Here is a 25,305-nt window from a genome sequence, read left to right on the forward strand (position 1 = left end):
AGGGTGCCAACGGGCAGCAAATTTATCGCCAATGTTTCAAGATATGAATGAAGAGGCGCTTAGATCCTGGGCGCGATCGAGGCAACCCCAACCATTTGGAGCCATCCGCAAACGTGTATGACGCAACTTTTTCCCCAGACCAGCACCGTTGATACCGCCACTTTAAAGACGAACGGCACCGCGCCTGCTGCCCCCCTCAGCCCCTTTGCAGCACGCCATTTGGGGCCAACCACTAACGATACAGAGGCTATGCTCGCGGCCCTGGGCTATGCCACCTTGAATGAGCTGATTGACGCCACTGTGCCTGCGGCAATTCGGCTACCCCATGCCCTCAAGCTGCCCGAGGGAGCGGACGAAGCCACAGCTCTAGCCCAGCTCAAAACCCTCGCCAATCAAAATCAAGTGTGGCGGTCATACCTCGGCCTGGGCTATGCCAACACTTTCACACCGGCAGTGGTTCAGCGCAACGTGCTTGAAAATCCCGGCTGGTACACCCAATACACTCCCTACCAGCCCGAAATTTCCCAGGGTCGCCTCGAAGCCCTGCTCAACTTCCAAACCTTGGTCACCGACCTGACCGGCATGGAAATTGCCAACGCCTCCCTGCTCGACGAGGGCACTGCCGCCGCCGAGGCCATGACCTTGGCCTTCAACGCCCGCAAGCAAAAAGATGCCAAAACCTTCTGGGTCTCCGCCGCCTGCCATCTGCAAACTATTGATGTGGTCAAAACCCGTGCCCTCCCCCTAGGCATTGAGGTCGTTGTGGGCGACCACCAAATCTTTAGCTTCGACACTCCAGTGTTTGGGGTGCTGCTGCAATACCCCGCCACCGATGGGGCCATTTACAACTATGAAGACTTTGTCAGCCAGGCTCACGCCAACCATGCTCTGGTCACCGTCGCCGCCGATCTGCTCAGCCTGACCCTGCTGCGCCCCCCCGGTGAATTTGGCGCTGACATTGTGGTTGGCAACACCCAGCGCTTTGGGGTGCCCCTGGGCTTTGGCGGCCCCCACGCCGCCTTCTTTGCCACTCGCAACAGCTTTGCTCGCAAACTGCCCGGCCGCTTGGTGGGCGTCTCTAAAGACACCTACGGCAACCCGGCCCTGCGCCTCACTCTGCAAACCCGCGAACAGCACATTCGCCGCGACGCCGCCACCAGCAATATTTGCACCGCTCAGGTACTGCTGGCGATTATGGCCAGCATGTATGCGGTGTATCACGGGCCAGAGGGGTTAAGAGCGATCGCCTCCCGCATCCATTACCAGACCCAAACCCTCGCTGCCGCCCTCACCGAGGCTGGCTTTGAGCTGGGCAAAGAGCCAGTATTTGATACGTTGCGAGTTACGGTGGGCGATCGCCAAGCCGCCATCCTCGCTCGCGCCGCCGAGCACCGCATCAACCTGCGCATACTCGACGCTGAAACCCTGATCGTTGCCCTCGACGAGACCGTCACCGAAGCAGATCTTCAAGACCTAATCACCGTCTTCACCGGCGATCCAAATTCAGAATTCAAAATTCAGAATTCAAAATTCACTCACTCCCTCACCCCCTCACTCCCCCACGCCCTCACCCGTACCACCCCCTACCTCACCCACCCCACATTCAACCGCTACCACTCCGAAACAGAGATGCTGCGGTACCTCTATCGCCTGCAAAACAAAGATCTTTCCCTAGCGACGGCGATGATTCCGCTGGGGTCATGCACCATGAAGCTCAACGCCACCGCTGAGATGGTGCCCATCACCTGGCCGGAGTTTGGCCAGATTCACCCCTTTGCGCCCAGCGAGCAAACCCCTGGCTATCGGCAGCTGTTCGCCGATTTAGAAACTTGGCTAGCCGAAATCACCGGGTTTGACGGCGTTTCGCTCCAACCCAACGCCGGAGCCCAGGGTGAATACGCGGGCCTGCTAGTGATCCGCGAATATCACCAGCAGCGGGGTGACTACCACCGCAACGTCTGCCTAATTCCCCAGTCGGCCCACGGCACCAACCCCGCCAGCGCAGTCATGGCCGGTATGAAGGTCGTCCCCGTTGCCTGCGACGAAGACGGCAACATCGATGTGACCGACCTACAGGCCAAGGCCGAAAAGCACAGTGAGAATTTGTCAGCGCTGATGGTTACCTACCCCTCCACCCACGGGGTATTTGAGGCGGGCATTGCCGAAATCTGTGCGATCATCCACACCCACGGCGGCCAGGTCTATATGGATGGAGCCAACATGAATGCCCAGGTGGGTCTCTGCCGCCCCGCCGACTTTGGGGCCGATGTCTGCCACCTCAACCTGCACAAAACCTTCTGCATTCCCCACGGTGGCGGCGGACCGGGAGTTGGCCCAATCGGGGTGAAAGCTCACCTAGTGCCCTACCTGCCGGGGCACAGTCTAACGAGCGGCGTCAGCGGCAAGCAGGGCATCGGCGCGGTAACGTCGGCTCCCTGGGGCAGCGCCAGCATTCTACCGATTTCGTGGATGTATATTGCCATGATGGGCGGCGCGGGGCTAACGTGGGCCACAGAAATTGCCATTCTCAACGCCAACTACATTGCCCAGAGATTAGCGGGGCACTACGACATTCTCTACACCGGGCAGAACGGACGGGTAGCCCACGAGTGCATTCTCGACGTACGCCCCTTCAAAAAGTCGGCGGATGTTGGGGTCGAAGATGTGGCCAAACGGCTGATCGACTACGGTTTTCACCCACCAACTATGTCGTGGCCGGTGGCGGGAACGCTGATGGTAGAACCCACCGAAAGTGAAGCAAAGGCAGAGCTAGATCGCTTCTGCGATGCAATGATTGCCATTCGCGAGGAAATTCGCGCGATTGAGACCGGGGAGAGCGATCGCGACAACAACCTGCTAAAAAATGCCCCTCACACAGCAGTCGATCTGGTGTCTGACTGGGACCGCCCCTACAGCCGAGAGCAGGCGGTGTTTCCGACACCGTTCACCCGCAGCGCCAAGTTTTGGCCAGCGGTGAACCGCATTGATCAGGCCTACGGCGATCGCAACCTGATTTGCTCCTGTGCCGGCATGGATACCTACAGCGAAGCCTGAGAGGTTTTCTCGCTCCGAAATTCCTCAAAATCGCTGCAAGCTGGGGCTTTGCCCTTAAGCTGAAGCTGTTAAGTTGCTAGACGTTCACCGTAATGGCTAATTCTCCGCAACCTCGAGTGATTTTTTTAGATGCGGTTGGCACGCTGTTTGGGGTAGCGGGTAGCGTTGGCGCTGTCTACGCCGACCTTGCCCAGCACCAAGGCATTGAGGCTGACCCTGCGACCTTAAATCAAGCGTTTTTCAGGGCTTTTAGAGCGGCCCCAGAAATGGCTTTCCCCGGCAGTGACCCCGCTGCGGTACCCGAACAAGAGTATCGCTGGTGGCGGGTAATTGCCCAGCAGACCTTTAGCAGTGCTGGGGTGCTCGATCGCTTCGTAGACTTTGACAGCTTCTTTGCCGACCTCTACGCCTATTTTGCCACCGCCGCCCCCTGGGAACTCTACCCCGACGTGCCCCCGGCCCTCGATCGCTGGCGGCGGCGCGGCATCACCCTGGGGGTGATCTCAAACTTCGACACCCGGCTGTATCAAGTGCTCGAAGAACTCAATCTAGCCACCTATTTCAGCTCAGTTACGCTATCGTCTGAGGCTGGGGCAGCCAAGCCCGACCCACTAATTTTTGCTACCGCACTGCAAAAGCACCGCTGCGACGCCAGCCAAGCCTGGCACATCGGCGACAGCAAAACTGACGATTTTGAAGGGGCCAAAGCCGCTGGACTTCACGGCATCCTAGTCAAACGACCAGTGAGTGGACAGCCTTGAGTAGGGTAGACTCTTTGCGTCACTGACCCACCCGCACGACTCAGCTACTAGCGCCCTAAACTCTGGTGCCCTTAAAGGCCAACTCCGCAGGGCCAGTCATGTAAACGCGATTGTCGGTGGCTGACCACTCAATGTAGAGGGGGCCACCAGGGAGTTCAACCGTGGCGGCGCGATCGCACACCCCATTCAGCACCCCCGCCACCAGCGAGGCGCAGGCCCCAGTGCCACAGGCCAGGGTAATGCCTGCCCCCCGCTCCCACACGCGCATTTTGAGATAGTCGGGCCGCACGACTTGAATAAACTCGGTATTGATCCGCTGGGGAAACACACTGTGGTGCTCGAACTGAGGGCCAAGATTTTCTAGCGCGATCGCCTCCACATCCTCCACAAACGTAATGCAGTGGGGGTTGCCCATACTGACGCAGGTCACCTCCCAAGTTTGCTCGGCTACCGTCAGCGGTACAGCAACCACCTTCTGATCAGCCGCCGCCAGGGTAGTCGGAATCTCCTGCGCTAGCAGGTAGGGCGGCCCCATATCGACCGTCACCTGGCCATCGGGTTGCAGGGTGGGCGAAATCAGCCCCGCCAGGGTATGAATCCGGTAGGTGTGGGGTGCCTGGGGGGCCGTGCCATCGGCGGTTTCTAAGGTTTCTAGGAACTTGGCCATACAGCGAATGCCGTTACCGCACATCTCCGGCTCCGAGCCGTCGGAGTTATAAATGCGCATGGTGTAATCAGTGCCCCCCTGCCCCGGCAGCGCAAAAATTACCCCGTCAGCACCAATGCCAAAATGGCGATCGCACCACTGCACCGCCGTCTCAGAACTGATGACTGGCTCCACTTGGTGACGGTTATCCACCAAAATAAAGTCGTTTCCCAAGCCGTGGTACTTGCTAAATTCCATAACGCGCCGCCGCTGAATGAGTGAGACTTAATTATCGGCCAAATTTAGGAGATGGAGGAGGTAGGGGAGATAAGGGAGATAGAAAAAATTGGATTCGCAACGACCTGGATTGAGATTGAGACAGCATCAATCTTCCCCATTCCCCTCACCTTCCCCACCTCCTCATCTCCCCCACCTTCCTTAATAAATTCCCTCGCCTTGTAACCTAGCCCTGCTAAACGGGGTACCGTAAGACCAGCATAAGTTCAGTGGCCTAGTACCATGTCTCAAGAATTTGCCACCGGGTTGCCGAGCGTGCGACAGGTTCAAAATCTAATTCGCGATAACGCCCCGATTGAGGTCAAGCTCATCACCGGCGACGTTATTACTGGTCGGGTCGTATGGCAAGACCCCCAGTGCATCTGCATACAAACCGAAGACCAGAGCAAGCACCAAATTTGGAAGCAGGCTATTGGCTTCCTAAAATATTCTTAATTCGTCGCTGTGCCCCCAAGCAGTCTTCACATGTTTCTGTGGTCTGCCGAATTGATTGGGGAAAACTAACCCCAGGTGGATGCCTAACCCCTGTTAATGTTCCGGTCCCCTGATTTCCAGTAAAAGCCGTTAATCCGCCAGTTTCATGGAGCTTTTGGCCAAATGACTATCGAAAAAATTGTTGAACAAGCCCTACAAGACGGCTACCTTACCCCCGCTATGGAGGCCGAAGTAGGTCGCATTTGCGACACCGCTGCTGAGCTTTCGATTGAAGAATATATGGCGCTCGATCGCCTAATGGGGGCCCTGCTCACCGGCGAAGTGGTGGCTGTGCCCCGCAAGCAGTTCATCAACGTGATGGAAGAACTGGTGCTGACCGAGGCGATTTCGCGGGTAGCCGAGATCGAGTCTACCTCCGACAAAACCCTCGATTTGGGCGACATCGCGGCCTACGCCCTCAACCGGCTACCGCCCCTCTACGCGACTACTGAAGAAGGCGCTAACTTTCAGCGCGAAAATGCCCGAGGTGAGCTGTCTGCCCTAATTGCCGACCAGGTGCAGCAAGCCATCTCCCGCAACCTCGACAAGCCCGACTTTTACCCCGAGCGCCAAATCATCCAGAAGAAAACTGGCGACAACGTGCTCAGCCAAGTCAGCTCGCTGCTGCAAGACCATGCCCATAAGTTTGAGCCAGCACCCAAGGCTTAGCAAGTCTTTTAGGGCAGTGGCCCCAGCTTACTCTCCAGTTTTTTTACCAGGGCCAGATCTAGCCAGCTTGGCGCGATCGCGGCCCTAGTTTATTTTTAAAGCTAGAACGGATACACCCGCGGAGCAATGAGCACCGTTAGCACCCAAAAGGCCAGGTTAAAGGGAATGCCCACCCGCAGAAAATCGGTAAATTTATAGCCACCGGGGCCATAGACCATGAGGTTGGTCTGATAGCCAATCGGGGTGCTAAAACTGGCAGAAGCAGCAATCATCAGCGCCACCACAAAGGGAATGAAGCTCACCCCCAAACTCTGGGACAGCGACAGCGCAATGGGAAACACCACCGCCGCCGCCGCGTTGTTAGTAATCACCTCAGTGAGGACGGTGGTTACGCCGTAGACAATCGCCAGGGCCACCCAGGGGTTATCGCCAGCCAGGCCCAGCACCCCGCTCGCCAGCACGTCGGCGGCTCCTGTGACCTCCAAGGCCTTGCCCAGCCCCAGGGCGGCGGCCACCACCAGCAGCACCGACCAGTCAATGGCGCGCAAGCCCTGCTGAAATGAGCAGCAGCCGGTGATGATAATCAATAGGGCGGCTAAGGTGGCAGCATTGAGCATCTCCATCCAGCCAAAGGTGGCTAAGGCTACCATGAGCACTAAGATGACTAGAGCCACAGGGGCGCGATCGTGGCGTAGCGGGTCGGAGTTGGGCACCTCACTAACCAGGTAGAAATCACGGGAAGCCCGACGCTCCTCTAAAAACGAGGGATTGGCTTCTAACAGCAGGGTATCGCCCGTCTGAAGCCGAATATCGCCGATTTTGCCCGACAAGCGCTCACCATTGCGGCCCACTGCCAGCACCACCGCCCCGTAGCGGCTGCGAAACTTGCCCTGGCGAATGGTGATGCCCACCAGCGGACAGGTGTTCGACACCACCGCTTCCACCAGGGTACGCTCGGTGCGCGGGGTATCGAGCTTAAACACCTGGTCAGTGGCAGGCTGCAATCCCCGAATTTGGTTAAGGTCAACAATCGAGTCAACCATGCCCACAAACACCAGTTGGTCTTGCTCTTGTAGCATCTCCTGGGGGCCAATGGCGGTTAACAGCCGCCCTGCCCGCTGAATTTCGGTCAGATACAGCCCCGGCAGATGGCGTAACCCAGCCTGTTCGACGGTTTTACCCGCCAGGGGGCTGTGGTTTTCGACTACCATTTCGACGGTATACTCTCGCGGGTCATCAGTGTCGGTAATGGCGGGCTTGCGCTGGGGCAACAGCCAGCGTTGGGCCAAAACTAGCATGAGGGTACCGGCGATCGCACAGGGCACCCCTACTGGCACCAGATCAAACAGCTTTAGCCCTGGGTAGTCAGTTTCAGACACCAGCAGCCCGTTGACCACCAGGTTGGTGCTGGTGCCAATCAACGTGCACATACCCCCCATAATCGCCGCATAGCTAAGCGGAATCATCAGCTTAGAGGGACTAATGCGCAGCTTGCGGCACCAGTCGCTGACCACTGGGATAAACATCGCCACAACCGGCGTGTTGTTGAGAAAGGCACTCATGCCCAGCACCGGCAGAATTAGCCGCAGTAGCGCTGTGGTTTGCCCCTTGGGTAGGCCCAACACCGCACGAGAAATTATGTCTAACCCGCCGGTTTGCTGAAGCCCAGCAACAACGATGTACAGCACGCCCACCGTCATCATGCCGGGGTTGCTAAACCCGGCCAGGGCAGTAGCCGTGTCGAGCACCCCAGTTAGCAACAGAATGGCCAGAGCCGCCAAAAAAATGGCATCAGCTGGTAGGGGGGTGAGGGTGTTGAGCACAAAAGCGCCCAGTGTCACTCCAATCGATAACCAGCCCTCCCAGGCGAGCTGCTCCGGCAGCGTCACTGGTCCTAGGCTTAGGGCACCCCCCGCAATGACGACTAATCCAATGACCAGAGCAGCGACAAGGACGTCCTTGTGAACCGTTTTTTCAACCAAAAATGTATCGTATCGCTGCCTGTCCTGGAGGGGATCGTATTCCATAAGAAGCCAACCGGGGATACTACCCAAACAGGGGAAATTGAAGCTATAGTGCCCGCTCGATCGCTGAAACGGCTAACCGCCATATCGGCAAATTGAGCCGATGACCACTGCAAAGGGGATTGCCGAGCGCTCATCTCAGACGAGGACAATTGCCGTAAAATTCATTTTGAATTGCAACAGGTTCTCACTCCATTTATCTTAACAGTGAGAGCACTGCGAATTAATCTGGCTTGGCGTTAGCCCCAGGGAGCGATGCGAAACAACAGCGACAGCAAAACCTTGCCCCTATACAATTGGGGCGGCATCTCTGGGTTCGGGGCCGCCAACTTCTGTAGCAAATGCAGGCCGCTGGTTGCTCCAAGGGCTAACTTGCTCAAGCTGCGCGGCCAGGGCTAGCAAAGTGGCTTCATCGGCAGGACGACCTACCAGCTGCACGCCGATGGGCAATCCGTTGGGGGCAAAGCCTCGGGGAATCGCCAGGGCGGGCTGGCCGCTGGCGTTAAAGGGTGGACAGGGGGCCACCCAGTTAATGACATTTTCAAGCACTTTGGGCGATCGCAGCCCCTTCCACTCACCAACTTTGATCGTGGGGTGCATAAACACCGGCAAAATCAATACATCGTAGGGCTGACAAAATCTCACGACCTGGCGAGCCACTTGCTGGAGCTTGGCCACCGATCGCAGATAGGCGCCGCTGTTAATTCGCCAGGCCCGCCAGTAGAGCCAGCGATTCATCTTTTCCATGACTACCCAGGGCACGCCCACCTCGGTCAGTACCGATTGCCACACCACCACAAAGGGCTCGATCAAGTCTGCCAGGTTGGGAAAAATCACCTCTTCAGCCCTGTGGCCCAGATCTTCGACCTGCTGGACGGTTTCGTAGATGGCTTGGCGGCAGACGGGGTCAACCTCGCCAATTGGGTCAAGCCGGGTAGCGTAACCAATTCGCAGCGGTTTGGGCGGCGTATCCAGCCCGGCCAAAAACGACGGCTCTGGATCGGGCAGCCAGTAGGGGTCGCCCACTTCGTAGCCGCTGAGCACATCTAACAGAGCAGCTGTGTCAGCCACGGTACGTCCCAGAGGGCCGTTGACCGCCAGCCCGTTGAGCCGCTCTCCTATAGGTGAAAAGCTGATCCGTCCCCGAGAAGCCTTCATGCCCACTAGGCCGCAGCAAAAGGCCGGGCCGCGCAGCGAACCGCCGCCATCCGAGCCTTGGGAAATTGCGCACAGTCCCGCCGCCAAGGCCGCTGCCGCTCCGCCGCTGGAGCCCCCCGGCGTGTAGTTCAAATTCCACGGGTTGCGGGCGGGCGGAAAGCCCGGTGGCTCAGTGTAGGGCAGCGAACCGAGCTGGGAAGTGGCGGTTTTGCCCAAAATAATCATCCCTGCCTGACGCAGCTTGCCGACGATGTAGTCGTCTTCGGGGGCGATAAGATTACAGGCGGCCCTGAGTCCATAGGCGCAGGCCACCCCCTCCACTGGGTTCAGATCTTTGACCGAGACCGTTACCCCAAACAACGGCGGCAAATCCTCAGGATTGCTCACCAAATGCTCGGTTTTAGCCCTAGCATCGGCCAGAGCCTGTTCTGCCATCACCGTCACGTAGGCTCCCAGAGCCGGGTTGAGCCGCTCGATGCGCTCCAGATAAATTTCCGCTAGCTCTAGGGGCGAAATGTCTTTATTGCGAATCAGCCGAGCTTGTTCGAGGGCGGGCAAGAAGGCAAGATCGACTGACTTCATAGCTACAGGGTTAAGGACTGGGGATTGTTTTCAATCACGTTGGCCAGATCCTTGAGGAAAGCGGCAGCATCGGCCCCGTAGATGACGCGGTGATCGCAGGTGATGTTGACCTGCATCTGGCGCTTGACGCCCATCAAGCCCTCCGGGGTGGCGGCCACCGTGGGGCGAGAGGCCCCGATCGCCAAAATTGAGCCCTGCCCCGGCGGCAAAATCGCGTCAAAGCGATCGACCCCGAACATGCCCAGGTTCGACAGGGTAAAGGTGCCAGAGGTGTACTCATCAGGCTGAAGCTGCTTGGAGCGCGATCGCGCCACTAGATCGGCCCAGGTGCGCGACAGCGAGTAGATGTCGTACTGGTCGGCATTCTTCAGCACCGGGGTAATCAGCCCGCCGCCTTCCATGGCTACTGCCACGGCAATATTGATGCCTGAGTGGTACTGCACGCCTTGGTCGGTGAAGCCGGCATTGAGTAGGGGGTGCTTTTGCAGAGTGACGGCTACGGCCTTGGCCAGCAGCGCAGTCATGGTCACCCCTTTAGACTTGATTTGCTTGTAGAGGGCATCCAAACTGTCGGTGGTGATGGTGTAGCCCACGTGGAAGGTGGGTACCGCCAGACTGGCCACCATGTTGCGAATGACGGCCTGCTGCAGGGTGTTGAAGGGCACGACCTGGCCCAGAGGTGCTGCACTGGGGGCCGGAGCTGGAGCAGCGGCGGGAGTCATAGGGGCGGCAGCGGGAGCCACAGACACTGGCGGCACTACCGCTGCCAAGGGCGTTGCCACCGGCCCGGTGACAGTAGGATTTTTACCCGCTGCTAGCTCTACATCTTGAGCCACAATGCGACCGTGGGGGCCGCTGCCCTGCAGGCTAGTGAGGTCTACCTTGAGGTCTTTGGCCAGCTTGCGGGCGCGGGGAGAAATAACCACTCGATCGCTACGGCCGGAGGACGCCCCATTTTGGGCGGCAGGGGCTGGAGCTTCGACCACGGCGACCGGGGCAGCAGCTTCAGGATTGGGGGCAGAGTCACCTCCGGCAGTACCGGATTTAGCAGCGGCCTGCTGTTTGGCGGTTTCAACTTCGGCTTCGGTTTCGGCCAACAGAGCGATCGCCTCACCCACCGGAGCCGTGCCGCCCGCCTCCACCACAATGGCGGCCAAAATCCCTTCGTGGAACGACTCCACATCCATATCGGCCTTGTCGGACTCGACAATCACCACCGTTTCGCCTTTTTCCACCCTATCGCCGGGGGCTTTGACCCAAGACACAATCTTGCCTTCGGTCATAGTTGAGCTGAGGGCAGGCATAAAGACTTCGCGAATCATGGAGGTGACTTCCGAAACAGAGTTAAAACGACAGAGCAGCAGAGATGCCAAGGATTTATTCTATCCCCAAGGCTGAACCGTTCGAGCTTTTAAAGCGTTCAAACGGGGGCGAGCTGAAACGCGCCTAGATTAGAGTTCGCCGCGAATCTCTTGAATCACGCCGTCCTTGATCAAAATTTCGACCTGGAGCTTGCGCACCAGATTGTCACCCACCGAGACATTAAAAAAGCTCTCGACCTTGCCCTGCTCCACTTCGGCATCGACCGCGATGGTCTGCACTTCCTGGAGCTGCTGTAGGCTCTGGTTCTTTTGCTGGAGCAGCTTGCTCTTGTCTTGGTTGAGCTGATTCTGAATATTGCCCATCTGCTGCTGAATGGTGCCGCTGGTGGGCTGCCCTTCGGCCTGTTTTTGCAGCTCGGCTACCATGCGCTGGCCTTGCATTTCGAGCTGCTGCAGACGACCGTCAACTTGGTTAATTTGGGTCTGTAGCTGCTTTTGGGCTTCTTCTTTCCACAGGGGAGTCACAATGGCTTTAATGTTGACCACCCGCTTGAGCAGCAGCGTTTGATTCTCATCCATAATCTTTGACGCAATAAAGAAATTACCAATACGGACTACGACCACCAGCAGGCATGGCCGGACTATTCTGCGTGGCACAACCGCAGGTTGGTGAAGTTTTTACACCACCGACAGCTACACAAACATCGCGTCAATCATATCGCGATACCGGGCCGTAACCACGGGACGGCGGACTTTTAGGGTTTGGGTGAGCAAGCCGTTGTCGACGGAGAAGGGTTCGAGAACCAGGCGGAAGGGGCCGACGCGATCGTCGGGGCGATAGCCAGGGCGATCTTTAACCTCGCGACCCAGCTCATCGCGAAACAGCTTCTGCACCCGTTCATCGTCGAGGGTAATGGCGGTGCAGTCGGCGGAGGCGGGGGTGTCATCGCCCGGCACCGCCACGAACAGCGAGTGAGTGGCCGCCCAGTCCTGCAAAGCCTCTATGTTAGGCACGATCAGAGCACCGAGCGATCGCTGATCTTGACCCACCAGCATAATCTGGTCGATGTATTTGCTGCGAATGCAGGCGTCTTCGATGGGCTGCGGCTCAATGTTTTCGCCGTTAGTGAGCACGATGGTGTCCTTGGCCCGTCCGGTGAGCACCACGTTGCCATCGCGGCTGATCCAGCCCAGGTCGCCCGTGTCAAACCAGCCCTCGGGGTTGATGGCCTTTTGGGTGGCCTCAGGGTTACGGTAGTAGCCCTCCATAATCTGCGGTCCCCGCGCCAGCACTAGCCCCTGGTCGCCCTGGGGTAGATCTTGGCGAGTTTCAGGATCCACCACCTTGATTTCGGTGAAGGGGATGGGTTGCCCTGCTGCCCCACGCAGGTTGCGCCAGGGGCGACGGGCCGAGAGCACCGGAGCCGTTTCGGTGAGGCCGTAGCCCACTAGCAGGGGTACGCCGATGATTTCAAAGAAAATGTCGATGTGCCGAGCCAGAGAGCCGCCGCCGCTGATCAGCTGCTTCACCTGACCGCCGGTCGCCTCGCGCACTTTGCCGTAGACCAGCTTTTTGCCCAGCTGATGCAGGGGCCACAGGGCCAGGGCGGCTATTCCTGAACCCAGTCGCTTCAGGGATGGCAGGCCAGGCTCGTCGATTTTCATATCCTGGTAGCGCCAGAGGTTTTCGACGTAGCGCTGGCTAAGGCCAAAAAAGGTGAAGATCAGCTTTTGCTTGCCAGGGGTTTGTTCGCGAAACTGCTTTTGCGCCCCTTCGTAAATCGACTCCCACAGGCGGGGCACCCCCACCATGTACTGAGGTTTGGTCGCCTTGAGGTCGGCCTTGAGGTGGCGAATGCTGCTGTAGGTCTGGGTGCAGCCCCGCGACAGCAAAAAGTATTCGGCGGTGCGCTCAAAGCTGTGCCAGGAGGGCAAAATGCCCACCACGCGATCGCCCGGTTTGGGCTGCACCACCGCCTCCAGGGTGTTGATCTGGTGCAGCAGGTTGCGGTGGCTGAGCATCACCCCCTTCGGCTGGCCGGTGGTGCCGGAGGTATAGATCAGCGTGGCCAAATCTTCGGGCTTGATGGGCACTGGGGTGTAAGGATGATTGCTCCCCAAGGCCATCAGCTGACCAAAGTTGAGAATCTTGAGGCGATCGCCCTCGGGCGGTTCCTCGTCCGACAGCAGAATCACCAGGGGAATGGGCAGGGTGTCGATGCGATCGCGCAGTCGCTTCAGCAGCGCCAAGGTTTCTACCACCAGCACCGTGCTCTCGCTGTGCTCGGCAATGTAGGCTAACTCTTCTTTCTCGGCGGTGGCGCTGCGCACAGCGTTCATGCCGCCGGCAGTCATAATGCCCTGGTCAGCAATGAACCAGCGGTGGCTGTTGTCGGCAAACAGGGCCACGTGGGCACGGTTTTCGACCCCCAGGGCCTGCAAGCCGCTGGCGAAGGTGCGAATGGCCTCAGCCAGTTGACGGTAGGTGAGGGTGGCGGCGGGCTTGTAGTGGGGGTCGTTGAGGGCCACCGTATCACCGTATTTCTCCGCCGCAATCGGCCAAACTTCGTGCAGGGCTTGGAGCCGTTCGTAAGGATTGTGGGCTTCTAAGCAGGCGCGATCGCGCTGTCGCACCTCTTGCAATGCAGTTGTAGATACGGGCATAGCGGCCACCAAGAGTTTAGAAAAAGCCTGCGGTAATCCTACCGCAGCCTGACTCAAGGCTAGCCCTAAAGCTTGTAGGCCTTAACATTGCCCCTTCCAGAAGTTGAACTGGCTGGGGAGAGAGATTGGGTGCGATCGCAAACCTTCAGACTGTATTCAGCTCATCGTGAACAGCTTTTATTTTTGGCGGCGCAAAATATAAATAGTCAGGGTATAGACGGCCAGCAACCGCTGACACCATTCCGCCAAGTTCTGTATTCGAGTCCAGCGAGACTCAAGTGCTCATGTTATGCACCTCTTGCCAAAACAAACCCCACTGCTTAGCCGCCCAGCTAGCCGAGGGGGACGCTGCCTTGGCCCAACTGCTCGGGCAGCTCAGACGCTGTAGCCTCAAACCACCCCGCCGCAGCCTGGGGCAGCGGGTCAAAGCCTACTGGCAGCTACTTCAAACTGCGCTTCGCCAAGCTGTCTGGAGGCCCCTCATACTACGCTCACGCTAGCCAGCCTCAAACACCGTCTCGTCTTCTTGGCGCCAGGCAGGGTCAACTAGGCAAATGAACACCAGTGGGCTATCTCCGGTGTTGCGAATATGTTGGCGGGCATGGGGCGGAATGTACACGGCGTCCCCCGGCTCGACCAAGCTAGTTTCGCCGTCAATAGACATTTCCCCCTGCCCTGCCAGAATGTAATACACCTCAGAAGTGGTGAGGGCGTGAGGAGTAGACACCTGCCCCACGGGCAATACTGCGTGGGCCAAACTGTAGCGTAGGGCAAGGTCTTGCTTGTCGGGGTGCAACAGCTCTCGCAGCTGGGTACCGTCACCGGCAACAAATTCAGGGCAGTCAAGCAGTTTACGAATCAGCATAGCAGCGGCAGTTAGAGCACCCTTCTGCCAGCCGCGCCAGCTTAGGTGGGGCGGGTGACAGTGGGAAGGTTAGACAAAGAGGCGGCTTTCTCCGCCATCATAACCTCCACGGCGGCGGGCGCTAGGGGACGGGAAAACAGATAACCCTGACCCAGCTCGCACCGCAGCGCCTTGAGCTGGGCATGGTGGCGCGGGGTCTCTACCCCTTCGGCAACCACATCGAGGCCCAGGTTCCAGGCTAAGCGCACCACCGACTGCAAAATCTCCAGCTTTTCAAAGTCTTGGTCGGCGTTTTCAATGAAGGAGCGATCGATCTTGAGGCAGTCAAAGGGGAAGCGATGCAAATAGCTCAGAGAAGAATAGCCCGTGCCAAAGTCATCCACCAGCAGCTTAATGCCTAGGGCCCTGATCTGCTGGAGGGTAGCAATAATGCCGTCGGAGTGGTCGATCAGCACCCCTTCAGTCAGCTCAATTTTGAGTCGACGGGCCACAAAGCCGGTGTCGTCCAAAATTTTCTGAATTTTCTCAACGATATTCTGCTGCGAAAACTGTTTACTCGACATATTGACGCTCACCGTAAACTCAGCCATAGCTGGGTATTGCTCAGTCCACACCTGCATCTGCCGACAGGCTTCGGTCAGCACCCACCAGCCCAGGGGAATAATCAGCCCGCTGGTCTCGGCAATGTGAATAAACTCCCCCGGCATCAGCAGCCCTCGGGTGGGATGCTGCCACCGCACCAGAGCCTCAAAGCCGCAAATTTCTTCGTTGCTGATGATGACGATGGGCTGATAGTGCAGCCGTAGCTCACCGCGATCGAGGGCCTGGCGGAGGTCAACTTCGGTTTGCAGGCGCAGATCTTGTTGCACCCTGAGAGAACTGTCAAACACCTGCCAGCCCAGGTCAGGATGCTCTTTGATTTGCTCCATGGCCGTATCGGCATCGCGCAGCCAGTCGAATGGGTTTTGATAGGTCTCAGAGCCAAAGGCAACACCAATGCTGGCATTGACATAAACCTGCTGTGGCTGCAGCCCAAAGGGTTGCTGCACTATCGCGTGAATGGTTTCAGTTAGCGCGATCGCACTAGCCTGGCTGGTCAGATTATCTAGCAATACAGCAAACTCGTCTCTCCCCAGCCGCGCAACGGTGTTGTCCGGACCAACCTGGGCCTGGAGGCGGGTCCCTAGTTCGACTAGCATTTCGTCGCCCACCTGGTGCCCTAGGTTGTCGTTGATCAGCTTAAACTGCTCTAAACCGATAACCAGCAGCGCCGTCACCCGGTGAGGGTCATCCTGGGCACAGGCTAGGGCCTGGCCTAGACGATCGATCAACAAATGGCGGTTAGGTAGCCCTGTGAGCGGGTCATAGAAAGCCTGCTGCACCAAACTAGCTTCCTGCTGTTTGGCGGCGGAAACATCGCGCAGGGTCAGCAGCGCCATACCAGAAGATAGCCCACCGCTACAGGCCACCCAGTGGGTCTGGGGAGGCTGCCCCGCGGCCAAGAGCAATTCTTCGTTGTGCAGGCTCTGACCAGCGAGCACTCGATTTAAGGGCAGCTCAGGCGCGGCTAGGGGCTGCTGTTGCGGATCGAGCATCTGATAACCTGGCTGGCTGCCGCTGCCCCCTAACCCAGCAATTCCCCCGGGAAGCAGTGCCTTGGCCGCCGCGTTGCAAAATAGCAGCGCCCCATTTAGGTCAACCACAACGACCGCATCGGGCAGGGCGCTCAGCACGGCCAGGTACATCTCGGCATCGGGGCAAGAGGGCTGTGACATAGGGCCAGAAGTGAAGGGGAGGTAGTGAAAATCCAGAGTCAGGCTACTGATGGGGGCGATCGCACCTGGTAGATTTAGCTTGCCCAAAATACTAGCTGGGGCTCGCCTGGGGCGATCGCGCCCTTAAGCGTAAAGCCCTGATTTGGCTTGAGATTAAGATAAAGTGCTGTAAAGGATGTGTAAGGTCGCCAGGGGCTGCCCCTGGGGTCAGCTCAAGGAAGCCAGTCAAGCCCTAAACTAAAGCTGGTGCATCGGTGGAGAGATTTGACGCGACAGTTCTACACAACAGACTGACCTCGGAGCCGAAGCGAAATCCTGAAGCTGGCTAGTATTGCCGAAGGCTTTGCTGAAGCTATGGGCAACCAAGCTAGCTGGCCTGCCGCTGGGCAATGGGTTTAGTTTTAGGTCTGCAGTTAAATGACCAGGCTGACAAAGACATTCTGGGCAGCATGGAGCAAACATTACTGGGAGGACGGTACCAAGTTGTCCGACGGCTGGGGTCAGGGGGGTTCAGCCGCACCTTTTTGGTGACCGATATACACCTGCCGAACCATCCTCGGTGTGTGATCAAGCAGCTCAAGGTACAGGACAAAGACACCGGCACGCTCGATATGGCCCGACGGCTGTTCGACACCGAAGCTCGGGTGCTCTATCAGTTGGGCAACCATCCCCAAATTCCAGCGCTGATGGCCCACTTTGAAGAGGGCCAAGAGTTTTATCTGGCTCAGGAATACATTGAGGGCAGCCGCCTCAATCGGCAGGTCGAAGAGGGCAAACCCTGGTCAGAAACGCGGGTGGTGCTGCTGCTCCAGGAGGTTCTGGAAATTCTCTCCTTTGTCCACCGCCAGCAGGTGATTCACCGCGACGTTAAGCCCTCCAACCTGATCCGCCGCCACCGCGACGGCAAGCTGGTGCTGATCGACTTTGGGGCGGTCAAGCAGGTCACCTCATCGCCGCTGCTAGACGCCGAGACCGGTGCCACTAACATCACCGTGGCTATTGGTACCCACGGCTATATGCCCAACGAGCAGTATGCGGGCAAGCCTCGTTTTAGCAGCGACGTGTATGCCGTGGGCATTCTCGGCATTCGGGCCTTGACCGGCATCCATCCTCAAAAAATCGAAGAAGACCCCATCACCAGCGAGCTGTCCTGGCGCCACCATGCCCCGACGGTGTCATCGTCGCTGGCGGCAGTGCTCGACAAAATGGTGCGCTACGACTTTCGCGATCGCTACCCCACTGCTCAAGAAGCCCTCGAAGCCCTACAAAATCTGCCTAACCCCCTGCACGGCCTGCTGGGCACCCAAATCTACCAAACTTGGATGAAGGGAGCCAACGGTCGAGGGCCAACGTTTCCGGGAGACGACAGCGACACCGCCGTAGGCCCCACCGAAACCTCGGAGCCCACGGCCTTTGCCGATGATCAAGAATCCACTTCACTGTTTCCAGTCGATTTAGCCTACGGTGCCAGTGGAGCGGTGCCGCTGGTGTCTTCAGATCTGGCAGTAGAGGAGTTGAAGTCCCATCGCCACCGATCGATGGTGGTCAGCAGTTTAATCGGGGCGATTAGCCTGCTAGTGCTCTGGCGCAGCGGCCTCACCATTGCCTTTGAACCGACCCCAGGGGCTGCCGTACCGTTTCAAGCAACGGCAATTCCTACCCTGACCACCGATTTTGGTCTGCTGCTGCCCCCCGAAGAGAAAGCAGTCTACCTAACCCGCCAGGGCGATCGCCTGCGCTACCAGGGCCGCTACCCCGATGCCCTCGTCACCTACAACCAAGCGGTTGAGAGCCAGCCCGACTATGCGCCAGCCTACCTAGGGCGCTGCCGAGCCCTCATTGCCCTCAAACGGCCTCTGGAGGCCATAGTTGCCTGCGACGACGCTCTGGCCTACAGCACCTACTACCCTGAGGCTGTCCGCAGCAAGGGCAATGCAGAAGAACAGCAAGGCAAGCTGCTGGCCGCCCTAGAGCTGTATGAGAGCACTAACCGCCAGATGCCAGCTATGTTTGAGGCTTGGCTCGACCGAGGTCGCGTGCTGCAAAAGCTAGGTCGCTCCGCCGAGGCCATTGCTGCCATCGACCAGGCGATCGCCCGCAACCGCGAGTCGGTCGAGGCCTGGACCGTGCGCGGCGAGGCTACCTGGGACCTCCAACGCTACGATCAGTCGATCATTGCCCTCGAGAAAGCCCTGCAGATTGACCCCGACTACGGTCCGGCTAAGGAGTTGCGCAAGCGGGCGCGGCAAACTTTGGGGAGATGAGGGTGACGGGGTGATGGGGTAATGGGTTGATGGAAAGTTCTGCACTCTCACCTTCTCCACCTCCTCACCCTCCTCATCTCCCTAACCTTCCCCGCCTTCTAATCCCCCAGTACCTCTACCCGAATCTCGGTCTCTAGACTAGAGCCCACCCGGCTCCCCTCTTGAGTCGTGCCGCTGACAGGCAGAGTTTGCGCCGGAAAGGGGCTAGCCACTAGGGCAATGTGGCGATCGCTGACCGCTAGGCCTTGGGTGGGGTCAAAAGCGCGCCAGCCTCCGCCCGGTACGTAGGCCTCAGCCCAGGCATGTAGGTCGCGATCGAGCATTGTGCGATCGCCCTCCTCATAACCGCTGACAAAGCGAGCCGCCACTCCTACCGCCCAGCAGGCTTCCATGAACAGCACGGCAAAGTCGCGGCAGCTGCCCTGCTTTTTGCCCCAGGTGATGCCCCCTGGCCAGGGAGCGCCCGTCGGTCGGTTGGTGTACTCACAAGTTTCGTAAATGCGGCCCACTAAAGCGGTCAAAAAAAGGCCGACGTTGCCCTCTACCTCGTGAGCCAGCGTCTGGGCCAGGTCGATCACTCCTGGCCCAAGGGTGGGAACGCTGACTGAAGCCAAGTAGGGCGCTAGTGTGGTTCGCAGGCTGGTGGGGTAATCGATAAGCAACGTGGTGGCCCAGGGCTCAGCCAGGTAATCAAAGGGGTTGGTGCGGTAGGTCTCAACCTCAGCAGTAGTGATAATCTCAAACTGCTCTACCGGGTTGGGCGCAAACCACAAACCCACGGTGCTGTTGCCGTCAGTGTCTGCGATCGCGCTCTGCTGAGTTGGCTTTGGGACAACCTCAAGGGTAAAATGCCGCAGCTGCTGAGCACCGTCACTACGGGGTCGCAGGCGCAGGGTGTGGGGCCGCAAGGTAACGGGCTGCTGATAGCAGTAGCGGGTTAGGTGGCGAATTTGATAGCGCATAGCCAAATAAGAATTGAGCAGAAACCTAGCAGAGCACAGACAGGCAATAACGTCACACCAAGCTAGACAAACTTGTTTTCTGCTTCTGAGCCTAACTACAAGAGTCAACAAAAAACTAGCGATCCCCGAAATCAGAACAAAAAGGCGGGATCCGAACTCGGAGATTAAAGGGTAAGCACGATAACCGATCGATATCCGTCGACTCAGAATTGTAAACAGCCGTATCAATCCTTGGCTTGCTAGCTCTATCTAAAGGCGGGGATCATTGCCCCAAGCTTGATCCCAAGATTAAGGATTTATAAAATAAACTTACCCCTCTAATAAACGAGGCGATAATAAACATCAGGGAAGATGAGATTTTGGCCTGTATTTTTTGAGTGCCACTCAGGTAATTCCCGTGATGTTTTGTCCATTGCGGGAGTTCTTTTTAATAAGATCTAACCCCAATAATATCCCTTAATTGTTCTGTCAAAAAGCTGCCGGAGTTACAAAATGATTGGTCATTCTCAACAAGTACACTGCCCCAACTGTGGACACCTAGCCGAAAGGCATCACACTTACCCCGACCAGCAGGTGCAAACTCAGTGCGCCGCTTGTGACTACCTCATGATTACCTGCGCCGTCACCGGCAATGTGATTGAAGCCCACGCACCAGGTATATTCGCCGCTTCAGCTTGCTAGCTTAGGCTCGACCAATTGACCGGCAACCCCCTAGGGTTCTTCCCCCCTAGGTAATCTCAAATTTGTTATCCCCGGCATTGCCTCAGCGGCAGCGTCGGGGATTTTTAATAGGGGGCGCTCACTGGGGATGTCTCTGGCTGGGGCGAAGTTGGTATAGTCGAGGCCATAGCGATAGGGCAAACTGCGCCAAAGGGGCTAGCCATGGACATGATTTTGCGAAACGGTAAGTTGCCCAGCGGCGAGTCAGTTGATATCGGCCTTGAAGATGGCCGCATACAGGCAATAGAACCCAATTTGGCCATCTCAGCCGCCCAGGAATTTGCCCTGGGCGGCAGGCTGGTAAGCCCACCCTTCGTAGAATCGCATATTCACCTTGACTCGGCACTGACAGCAGGACAGCCCCGCTGGAACCAAAGTGGCACCCTATTTGAGGGCATTGAGATCTGGCACGATCGCAAACAGTCCCTCACCCTAGAAGATGTTAAAGCGCGGGCGATCGCCACCCTCAAACTCCAGGCCCAGCAGGGAGTGCTCTTTGTGCGCACCCATGCCGACATCAGCGAAACCAGCCTCACTGCCCTCAAAGCCCTGCTCGAAGTCCGCGACACTGTCAAAGATTGGATCACCGTGCAGGTTGTTGCCTTTCCCCAAGACGGCCTCTACGGCAGCCCCGGCAATCTTGAATTAATGGAAGAATCCCTTAAGCTAGGAGCCGACGCCGTCGGTGGCATTCCCCACTACGAAATGACCCGCGAAGACGGCGTGCAGTCGGTACACCGCATTTTTGAGCTGGCGCAGCGCTACGATCGCCTGATCGACATCCACTGCGACGAAATCGACGACGACCAGTCGCGCTTTTTAGAAGTAGTCGCCGCCTGCGCCGTGCGCTCGGGCCTTGGGCCACGAGTCACCGCCAGCCACACCACCGCCTTTGCCAGCTACAACAACGCCTACGCCTTCAAGCTCATGGGTCTGCTGGCGCGATCGCAGATCAATTTCATCGCCAACCCCTTGATCAACATCACCCTCCAGGGCCGCACCGACACCTACCCCAAACGGCGCGGCGTCACCCGCGTCAAAGAACTCTGGCAGCAGGGCATCAACGTCAGCCTCGGCCACGACTGCGTGCAAGACCCCTGGTACAACCTAGGCACCGGCAATATGCTCGATGTCGCCTCCATGGCCGTCCATGTCTGTCAAATGACCGGCCAGGATGAAATCGCCGCCTGCTATGCCATGATCACCACCAACGGCGCCAAAACCCTCGCCCTAAAAAACTCCTACGGCCTCGAAGTCGGCAAACCCGCCAACCTCATCGTTCTCGATGCCGACAGCCCCTACGACGCCATTTGCCGCCGCGCCACCGCCACTCATGTTTTCGCCCAAGGCAAGCTGCTAGTGCAGACGAAGCCAGCAGAGGTGAAGTGGCATGCGTAGGAGGATAAAGTAGCTCTGGATGCCGTAGTTATGGAGCTAGCCTCGAAACGCTCTCTGATCACTCCATATTTCTAGCGGTGCTCAGGAGGTTTGCGGTATTTCTATAGACCTTTGCGGAATCTAACTTTTTTAGCGTGGATAATAGCCGGAGCTATATCATGCTGGTGACGCTTGACGGTTGAAGTATATGAGATTGCAAGGCTTAGCGGTCGTAGTGCCAATGCTTGGATTGACTGCTCTTGTAGGATGCACAACCCCAACTTCTAGTCCTAGCCCAGAACCCAAACCAGATTCAACCATCACCCCAGTCTCAGAGCCTACCAGTAGCTCGCTGTCAGACAGCCTACTGGAAGCTCATAATCTCTATCGTTTTGAAGTTGGAGTGCCACCTCTGGAGTGGTCAGAAAGCCTAGCCAACTCTTCTCAAGCTTGGGCCGATCGCTTGTCATCTACAAATACCTTTGCGCATAGTGATGGCAATGGATATGGGGAGAATCTGTGGCAGGGTACTGCAGGTGCTTATTCTTTAGCTGACATGGTGAGGTCTTGGGGAGACGAGCAAGAGTACTTTATTCCAGATGCAGCCTTTCCGAATCTCTCAACAACCGGCAATTGGACGGATGTGGGTCATTACACCCAGATTGTCTGGAGAGACACCACCGAGGTCGGTTGTGGATTAGCCACGGGCAACGGTCAGGACGTATTGGTATGCCGCTATTCACCTCCTGGCAATTACCAAGGGCAGAAGCCTTTCTAGAGCAAAGGCCTCTCCTGGTGTAATTCTAGCTACGAAATATCCGAGAATTTTGCTTCCTCTCAAGGGCATAGAGCTATGCCGTTCTCTGGGGTATATTCTTTTATCCTGATGCGCTAGCTAGTGAAAATAAGACGCCCCATTCACATCAAACGTCGCCCCCGTCGCATGGGGCGCTAACCCCGCCACCAAAAACACCACCAAATTGGCAATATCCTGCGGCTCCGCCGGTGCCCCCATCGGAATATCCCGCGTCACATACTCCGCCCCCCGCTCCGCCATCACCTGCTCAATGCGATCGGTACGCACAAAACCCGGCGCGATCGCATAGGCCCGCACCCCATCCGCCGCAAACCCCTTCGCGATCGTACGAGTCAACCCGATCACCCCACCCTTCGACGCCGCATAGGCCATAAACTCTGGCCCATCACCCCGAAACGCCGCCCGACTAGCCAAATTAACCAACGTGCCGCCCCCTTGAGTCTGAAAGTAGCGAATCGCCTCTCGACACAGATCGGCCATAGCCACAAGGTTGACCTGAAGCGTGTCTTGCCAGGCCGTTGCCCACTGCTCCCACTCAGCCGTAATCGAGGCGGCGGGCATCGTCGCGGCATTGTTAATCACAGCATCCACGCTGCTTCGCCAGGCCAAGGACTGTTCCCACAACACTAGGGCCGCCCCCGGCACCGCCAAGTCAGCCTGAACCAAGTGAGTGCGCTCGTGCCCTAGGTCAGTGGCGAGCTGTTCAGCCTCGGCCTCACCTTGACTGTAGTGAAGAATAACTGCCGCTCCAGCATCGTGTAGAGTGCGAGCGATCGCAGACCCAATTCCTCGCGAGGCTCCCGTAACCAACACCGTGCTGCCCTGCAAATCAATCAAAGTCATAACCTTTGCCGTTAGTAGTTCAGCGCCCAGAGTTTTGCCGCTGCCCTGCTCTTCGCAACCGGGGACAGGGCAGCTATAGCCAATGTACAGCGCAGCTTAATTCATCAAAAATGTAAAGAGTATTGCAATATTTGTTTACATTGAGTCACAATCGAGCCACAAAGCAAAGGAGAACAACCTATGACCACTAGCGGTTACACCACCGAAGAGGGCGGTCGTCTGAATAACTTTGCCGTTGAACCAAAAGTTTACGTCGATGACAGTCAGCAGTTTGGCTTTAACGAATACCCTGAGAAGCTCAATGGTCGTCTAGCGATGCTGGGCTTTGCATCGGCGGTGCTGTTTGAAGCAGCCACAGGCCACGGCATTGTTACTTGACTAACTCATCTATAGCCAAGGCCTTTGCTGAGTTTGGGCTAGCGCTAACGGCCTTAGCGATTAAATTACCCTAATCAAAAAGTCATTGTTTCCATACCCACAATCGAAAACACCTGTGTTACGTTAAGTAACAGGATATTGATTTTTGGCCCTCTTATCACTTAGGAAATATCCACCATGGAAACCAACCAAACCAAGTTCGGCTTTGTAGACTTTGCAGAAACCTGGAACGGCCGTCTAGCCATGCTAGGCTTCGTCATTGGTGTAGCTACCGAGTTTCTAACCGGGCAAGGCATTCTGTCCCAAATCGGCCTCATGTAAAGTTTCTACAACCCCATAGGTTAAAAAACTAAATAACAGATGAAAGGGGAGGCGCTAGTTTTAGCGCCTCCCCTTCATTTATGTAATTCCAAACTTGCCAAAATTAAGCAGCCCGTTCTGAATCTGCGAACCGGATTAGAACATGCGGGTGAGGGCAGTAATCTGCGATAGTTTGGCTGGGTCTAGCCCCTCTAGCTCGTCTAAGCTCAGCCAGCCTTCTTTCACAAAACTCGAAAAGACAAACAGCAGCGCCGACTCGCGATCGTCATATTTGCCGTCGAGTTCGTGACGGCGCGCGCTAAGAAAGTCGTGGAGTTGCCAAAGGTCATCCATGCTGTTGAGGCTGTTGGCGCGATCGCGCACAACCTGGACTAATCCGTTGATCTCGCGGCTATAGGCCGTTGCGATCGCTGCCTTAGCAAGTCATTTTCCTCAGATACCACTAGAGTTCACTGGTATGCATTGCAACTTTAAAAAAAGAATCTCGAGAAAAGATCGTTAAAAATGCCATAACCGCCATCGGCTAAGCCATTACTCAGCCAATGATTTTGTTTAACGTTTTTCTATATTAGAGACATGTTGCAAAACTTTGCAATGTTGATTGGACGCTGAGCGAGCCTTAGCCACCGCCCTACACCTACCTTGGCCAGACCCAAAACAATGCTGGCTGCTGGGTCTTCCGTTTCGGGAGAGACCCAACAGCCAGGAAAGGATACACGGGTAGCCAGCGATGAGCCAGCCTCAAGTGAGCCTAGGTTGAATTAGACCCTCAGGCTGGCGATCGCCCGGCTAACCCACCCTCTACAACCATCGTCCTAGCGAACCAGGTTAAGCAGTTCCTTCGGTGAGGCCAGCAGGTCAATGGCGACAAAGAAAATCTTGCCCTCGGGGTTGAGCAAAAATCACCAGGCAATATTCATGCCAACGCCAGCGCCAAACCAAGGCGTCTGCACCTTGCCGGTCACCTTGATTTGGGTAAAGCCATCTTCCGCCTGCTCGGTGACTCCGCGCTCTGGAATCAGCTTGAGATTTTGGCAATCTTCCTGAAAGAACCGAAGAATGCCTTCTTTGCCGGTAATGAGGCGCTGAAAGGGAAGCTGTAGCGCACCGTCAGGGGTGAAAAGTTCAATCAGCTCGTTGAAGTCGTTGGCATTGAGGTTGTCCATGGAGGCCAGCACGGTAGGGTTGGTGACCCCCTCAATGGTGACTTGGCTGCGCTTAGCCATATCCTGGGGCGGCGGAACCGGTTCAGAAACGCGGGTGTAGCTGCCCATTTGCTTGGCATCAAACCCCATGTTGTTTCCCATAGAGATTGCGCTAGGGAAGAGATAG

General features: G+C 57.1%; 22 protein-coding genes. 10 read left to right on the forward strand and 12 right to left on the reverse strand.

Annotation, left to right across the window (positions count from 1 at the left end):
- Positions 1 to 117: 117 nt before the first annotated feature.
- Together gcvP and NC979_RS05105 are read left to right on the forward strand one after the other, a co-directional pair.
- Positions 118 to 3,054: an aminomethyl-transferring glycine dehydrogenase gene (gcvP, locus tag NC979_RS05100; RefSeq protein ID WP_190518120.1), complete on the forward strand. Its 2,937-nt coding sequence runs from the start codon at positions 118 to 120 to the stop codon at positions 3,052 to 3,054.
- Positions 3,055 to 3,146: 92 nt separating this feature from the next.
- Positions 3,147 to 3,815, forward strand: a complete 669-nt coding sequence (locus NC979_RS05105) for an HAD-IA family hydrolase (RefSeq protein ID WP_190518123.1) — start codon at positions 3,147 to 3,149, stop codon at positions 3,813 to 3,815.
- A gap of 55 nt (positions 3,816 to 3,870) precedes the next feature.
- Here NC979_RS05105 and dapF read toward each other — a convergent pair whose 3' ends face one another.
- Positions 3,871 to 4,719: a diaminopimelate epimerase gene (dapF, locus tag NC979_RS05110; RefSeq protein WP_190518125.1), complete on the reverse strand. Its 849-nt coding sequence runs from the start codon at positions 4,717 to 4,719 to the stop codon at positions 3,871 to 3,873.
- 261 nt (positions 4,720 to 4,980) lie between these two features.
- Between dapF and NC979_RS05115 the strand changes: the two genes are divergently transcribed.
- Complete coding sequence (locus tag NC979_RS05115; protein WP_190518127.1) at positions 4,981 to 5,193, forward strand: Hfq-related RNA-binding protein; 213 nt, start codon at positions 4,981 to 4,983, stop codon at positions 5,191 to 5,193.
- Positions 5,194 to 5,355: 162 nt separating this feature from the next.
- A complete protein-coding gene (locus NC979_RS05120; protein ID WP_190518130.1) occupies positions 5,356 to 5,901 on the forward strand; it encodes a late competence development ComFB family protein in 546 nt (181 codons plus the stop codon).
- Between the two features lie 101 nt (positions 5,902 to 6,002).
- Here the strand turns inward: NC979_RS05120 and NC979_RS05125 are convergent, their stop codons facing one another.
- The 7 genes from NC979_RS05125 to NC979_RS05155 form a co-directional block, all read right to left on the reverse strand.
- Positions 6,003 to 7,928: an SLC13 family permease gene (locus NC979_RS05125; RefSeq protein WP_190518132.1), complete on the reverse strand. Its 1,926-nt coding sequence runs from the start codon at positions 7,926 to 7,928 to the stop codon at positions 6,003 to 6,005.
- Positions 7,929 to 8,213: 285 nt separating this feature from the next.
- Positions 8,214 to 9,665, reverse strand: a complete 1,452-nt coding sequence (locus NC979_RS05130) for an amidase (protein ID WP_190518133.1) — start codon at positions 9,663 to 9,665, stop codon at positions 8,214 to 8,216.
- Between the two features lie 2 nt (positions 9,666 to 9,667).
- Positions 9,668 to 10,987 (reverse strand): dihydrolipoamide acetyltransferase family protein, encoded by a 1,320-nt coding sequence (locus NC979_RS05135; RefSeq protein WP_190518134.1) that lies wholly within the window; start codon positions 10,985 to 10,987, stop codon positions 9,668 to 9,670.
- A 129-nt stretch (positions 10,988 to 11,116) separates the two neighbouring features.
- Entirely contained in the window at positions 11,117 to 11,566 is a 450-nt protein-coding gene (locus NC979_RS05140) for a YlqD family protein (protein ID WP_190518135.1), read from the reverse strand.
- 114 nt (positions 11,567 to 11,680) lie between these two features.
- Positions 11,681 to 13,651: a long-chain fatty acid--CoA ligase gene (locus NC979_RS05145; protein WP_190518136.1), complete on the reverse strand. Its 1,971-nt coding sequence runs from the start codon at positions 13,649 to 13,651 to the stop codon at positions 11,681 to 11,683.
- Between the two features lie 496 nt (positions 13,652 to 14,147).
- Positions 14,148 to 14,516: a cupin domain-containing protein gene (locus tag NC979_RS05150; RefSeq protein ID WP_190518137.1), complete on the reverse strand. Its 369-nt coding sequence runs from the start codon at positions 14,514 to 14,516 to the stop codon at positions 14,148 to 14,150.
- Between the two features lie 41 nt (positions 14,517 to 14,557).
- Positions 14,558 to 16,291 (reverse strand): putative bifunctional diguanylate cyclase/phosphodiesterase, encoded by a 1,734-nt coding sequence (locus NC979_RS05155; protein ID WP_190518139.1) that lies wholly within the window; start codon positions 16,289 to 16,291, stop codon positions 14,558 to 14,560.
- 389 nt (positions 16,292 to 16,680) lie between these two features.
- On the opposite strand from NC979_RS05155, the gene NC979_RS05160 reads away from it, so the two are divergent.
- Positions 16,681 to 18,555 carry a protein kinase domain-containing protein gene (locus tag NC979_RS05160; protein ID WP_190518141.1) on the forward strand — a complete coding sequence of 625 codons (1,875 nt, stop codon included), beginning with the start codon at positions 16,681 to 16,683 and terminating at the stop codon, positions 18,553 to 18,555.
- A 98-nt stretch (positions 18,556 to 18,653) separates the two neighbouring features.
- Here NC979_RS05160 and NC979_RS05165 read toward each other — a convergent pair whose 3' ends face one another.
- Positions 18,654 to 19,517 (reverse strand): transglutaminase family protein, encoded by an 864-nt coding sequence (locus NC979_RS05165; RefSeq protein WP_190518144.1) that lies wholly within the window; start codon positions 19,515 to 19,517, stop codon positions 18,654 to 18,656.
- Positions 19,518 to 20,009: 492 nt separating this feature from the next.
- Here NC979_RS05165 and NC979_RS05170 point away from each other — a divergent pair, with 492 nt between their 5' ends.
- The 3 genes from NC979_RS05170 to NC979_RS05180 all read left to right on the forward strand — a co-directional run bounded on the left by NC979_RS05170 (position 20,010) and on the right by NC979_RS05180 (position 22,392).
- The gene (locus tag NC979_RS05170) at positions 20,010 to 20,198 is read left to right on the forward strand and encodes a replication restart DNA helicase PriA (protein ID WP_190518145.1); all 189 of its coding nucleotides are present in this window, start codon (positions 20,010 to 20,012) and stop codon (positions 20,196 to 20,198) included.
- A gap of 201 nt (positions 20,199 to 20,399) precedes the next feature.
- Entirely contained in the window at positions 20,400 to 21,635 is a 1,236-nt protein-coding gene (gene codA / locus NC979_RS05175) for a cytosine deaminase (protein ID WP_190518146.1), read from the forward strand.
- 220 nt (positions 21,636 to 21,855) lie between these two features.
- Entirely contained in the window at positions 21,856 to 22,392 is a 537-nt protein-coding gene (locus tag NC979_RS05180; protein ID WP_242023974.1) for a CAP domain-containing protein, read from the forward strand.
- A gap of 117 nt (positions 22,393 to 22,509) precedes the next feature.
- On the opposite strand, the gene NC979_RS05185 is transcribed toward NC979_RS05180, so the two are convergent.
- Complete coding sequence (locus tag NC979_RS05185; RefSeq protein ID WP_190518147.1) at positions 22,510 to 23,274, reverse strand: SDR family NAD(P)-dependent oxidoreductase; 765 nt, start codon at positions 23,272 to 23,274, stop codon at positions 22,510 to 22,512.
- Positions 23,275 to 23,454: 180 nt separating this feature from the next.
- Between NC979_RS05185 and NC979_RS05190 the strand changes: the two genes are divergently transcribed.
- A complete protein-coding gene (locus NC979_RS05190) occupies positions 23,455 to 23,652 on the forward strand; it encodes a chlorophyll a/b-binding protein (protein WP_190518148.1) in 198 nt (65 codons plus the stop codon).
- A 177-nt stretch (positions 23,653 to 23,829) separates the two neighbouring features.
- On the forward strand, positions 23,830 to 23,973 hold the full coding sequence (locus NC979_RS05195; RefSeq protein ID WP_190518150.1) for a chlorophyll a/b-binding protein: 144 nt from the start codon (positions 23,830 to 23,832) through the stop codon (positions 23,971 to 23,973).
- A gap of 135 nt (positions 23,974 to 24,108) precedes the next feature.
- Here NC979_RS05195 and NC979_RS05200 read toward each other — a convergent pair whose 3' ends face one another.
- On the reverse strand, positions 24,109 to 24,381 hold the full coding sequence (locus tag NC979_RS05200) for a hypothetical protein (protein ID WP_190518942.1): 273 nt from the start codon (positions 24,379 to 24,381) through the stop codon (positions 24,109 to 24,111).
- A 494-nt stretch (positions 24,382 to 24,875) separates the two neighbouring features.
- The gene (locus NC979_RS05205; RefSeq protein ID WP_242021296.1) at positions 24,876 to 25,280 is read right to left on the reverse strand and encodes a ketosteroid isomerase family protein; all 405 of its coding nucleotides are present in this window, start codon (positions 25,278 to 25,280) and stop codon (positions 24,876 to 24,878) included.
- Positions 25,281 to 25,305: the final 25 nt, after the last annotated feature.

Origin of the sequence: Leptolyngbya subtilissima AS-A7, assembly GCF_039962255.1 — a bacterium.
In the GTDB taxonomy this organism is placed as follows: Bacteria; Cyanobacteriota; Cyanobacteriia; order Phormidesmidales; family Phormidesmidaceae; genus Nodosilinea.

Coding starts and splice junctions, on each gene's coding strand:
- gcvP (WP_190518120.1), top strand. CDS start 118: ATGACGCAACTTTTTCCCCAGACCAGCACCGTTGATACCGCCACTTTA.
- NC979_RS05105 (WP_190518123.1), top strand. CDS start 3,147: ATGGCTAATTCTCCGCAACCTCGAGTGATTTTTTTAGATGCGGTTGGC.
- dapF (WP_190518125.1), bottom strand. CDS start 4,719: ATGGAATTTAGCAAGTACCACGGCTTGGGAAACGACTTTATTTTGGTG.
- NC979_RS05115 (WP_190518127.1), top strand. CDS start 4,981: ATGTCTCAAGAATTTGCCACCGGGTTGCCGAGCGTGCGACAGGTTCAA.
- NC979_RS05120 (WP_190518130.1), top strand. CDS start 5,356: ATGACTATCGAAAAAATTGTTGAACAAGCCCTACAAGACGGCTACCTT.
- NC979_RS05125 (WP_190518132.1), bottom strand. CDS start 7,928: ATGGAATACGATCCCCTCCAGGACAGGCAGCGATACGATACATTTTTG.
- NC979_RS05130 (WP_190518133.1), bottom strand. CDS start 9,665: ATGAAGTCAGTCGATCTTGCCTTCTTGCCCGCCCTCGAACAAGCTCGG.
- NC979_RS05135 (WP_190518134.1), bottom strand. CDS start 10,987: ATGATTCGCGAAGTCTTTATGCCTGCCCTCAGCTCAACTATGACCGAA.
- NC979_RS05140 (WP_190518135.1), bottom strand. CDS start 11,566: ATGGATGAGAATCAAACGCTGCTGCTCAAGCGGGTGGTCAACATTAAA.
- NC979_RS05145 (WP_190518136.1), bottom strand. CDS start 13,651: ATGCCCGTATCTACAACTGCATTGCAAGAGGTGCGACAGCGCGATCGC.
- NC979_RS05150 (WP_190518137.1), bottom strand. CDS start 14,516: ATGCTGATTCGTAAACTGCTTGACTGCCCTGAATTTGTTGCCGGTGAC.
- NC979_RS05155 (WP_190518139.1), bottom strand. CDS start 16,291: ATGTCACAGCCCTCTTGCCCCGATGCCGAGATGTACCTGGCCGTGCTG.
- NC979_RS05160 (WP_190518141.1), top strand. CDS start 16,681: ATGGGTTTAGTTTTAGGTCTGCAGTTAAATGACCAGGCTGACAAAGAC.
- NC979_RS05165 (WP_190518144.1), bottom strand. CDS start 19,517: ATGCGCTATCAAATTCGCCACCTAACCCGCTACTGCTATCAGCAGCCC.
- NC979_RS05170 (WP_190518145.1), top strand. CDS start 20,010: ATGATTGGTCATTCTCAACAAGTACACTGCCCCAACTGTGGACACCTA.
- codA (WP_190518146.1), top strand. CDS start 20,400: ATGGACATGATTTTGCGAAACGGTAAGTTGCCCAGCGGCGAGTCAGTT.
- NC979_RS05180 (WP_242023974.1), top strand. CDS start 21,856: ATGCTTGGATTGACTGCTCTTGTAGGATGCACAACCCCAACTTCTAGT.
- NC979_RS05185 (WP_190518147.1), bottom strand. CDS start 23,274: ATGACTTTGATTGATTTGCAGGGCAGCACGGTGTTGGTTACGGGAGCC.
- NC979_RS05190 (WP_190518148.1), top strand. CDS start 23,455: ATGACCACTAGCGGTTACACCACCGAAGAGGGCGGTCGTCTGAATAAC.
- NC979_RS05195 (WP_190518150.1), top strand. CDS start 23,830: ATGGAAACCAACCAAACCAAGTTCGGCTTTGTAGACTTTGCAGAAACC.
- NC979_RS05205 (WP_242021296.1), bottom strand. CDS start 25,280: ATGGGAAACAACATGGGGTTTGATGCCAAGCAAATGGGCAGCTACACC.